The 1419-nt window shown below is 67.6% G+C and carries 1 protein-coding gene; it reads right to left on the reverse strand.

Annotation, left to right across the window (positions count from 1 at the left end):
* Positions 1 to 1419, reverse strand: a 1419-nt coding sequence (gene pckA, locus VI25_RS19280; protein WP_055562755.1) for a phosphoenolpyruvate carboxykinase (ATP), incomplete at both ends; no start/stop codon positions are given.

Consider the following 1419-nt stretch of genomic DNA (forward strand, 5'->3'; position numbering starts at 1 on the left):
TCCACGTCGGCCCAGGTCTGGCGCGGGTCGAGCAGGGCGCTGGGCACGCCGGGCACCGTGGCCGGTACGTCCACGCCAAAGACGGGGTGGCGGTGATAGGCAACGGCGTGGAGCTGGCCGTCCAGGGCCGCCGTAAGCATGGCCCGGGTGTAGCGTAGCGGCATGCGCCGGCCCACCCCGTAGGCCCCACCCGACCAGCCCGTGTTGATCAGCCACACGGTCAGGGTGGGGTGCTCCTCCATTTTCTGGCCCAGCATGTGGGCGTAGCTGGTGGGATGCAGCGGCAGGAACACCTGCCCAAAGCAGGCGGAGAAGGTCGTCTGCGGCTCGGTGATGCCCATTTCCGTGCCCGCCACCTTGGCCGTGTAGCCGGAGAGGAAGTGGTACATGGCATGGGACTTATCCAGCCGGCTGATGGGGGGCAGCACCCCGAAGGCATCGGCCGTGAGGAAGAAGATGTGCTGGGGCACGCCCGCCACGGCCGGCGTCACGGCGTTGGGGATGTAGGGCAGCGGGTAGGCCGTGCGCGTGTTTTCCGTCACGCTCTTGTTGGTGTAGTCCACCGTGCGCGTGCCGGGCACAAAGCGCGTGTTCTCCACCAGGGCCCCGAAGCGGATGGCATCCCAGATTTCGGGCTCCTGCTCGCGAGCCAGGTCAATGACCTTGGCGTAGCAGCCGCCCTCGAAGTTGAAGATGCCCTGCGTGCCGGGCAGCCAGCCGTGCTCATCGTCGCCTATCAGCCCGCGGGTGGGGTCGGCCGAGAGCGTGGTCTTGCCCGTGCCGGAGAGGCCGAAGAAGATGGCCGTATCGCCGGCCGGTCCCACGTTGGCCGAGCAGTGCATGGGTAGGGTCTGGTGCTGGTGGGGCAGCAGGTAGTTGAGCACCCCAAAAATGCCTTTCTTCATTTCGCCCGCGTAGCCTGTGCCGCCAATGAGCAGGATCTTCTTGGTGAAGTTGAGAATGGCGAAGTTGGCCTGGCGGGTGCCATCCACGGCGGGGTCGGCCTGGAAGCCGGGCGCACACAAGATGGTGAAGTCAGCGGGCCAGGTGGTGTCGGCACCCGGCTCGGGGCGCAGGAACATCGTGTGGCAGAACAGGTTGTGCCAGGCTAGCTCCGTCACCACGCGCAGCTTGAGCTGGTAGGCGGGGTGGGCTCCGGCGTAGGCCTCGCGCACGAACAGCTCGCGCTGGCCCAGGTAGGCCACCATCTTGGCCTGCAACTGGTCGAACTGGGCGGCCTCGAAGGGGATATTGATGTCGCCCCACCACACGGAGTCGGCCGTCAGCGCGTCGCGCACGATGAAGCGGTCCTTGGGCGAGCGGCCGGTGAAGGTGCCCGTGTCGCACATGAGTGCGCCGGTATCGGTGAGCGTGCCTTCGCCCCGGCGCAGGGCGTGCTCAACGAGGGCGGCGGGCGGC

Source organism: Hymenobacter sp. AT01-02 (assembly GCF_000961955.2).
Classification (GTDB): domain Bacteria; phylum Bacteroidota; class Bacteroidia; order Cytophagales; family Hymenobacteraceae; genus Hymenobacter; species Hymenobacter mucosus.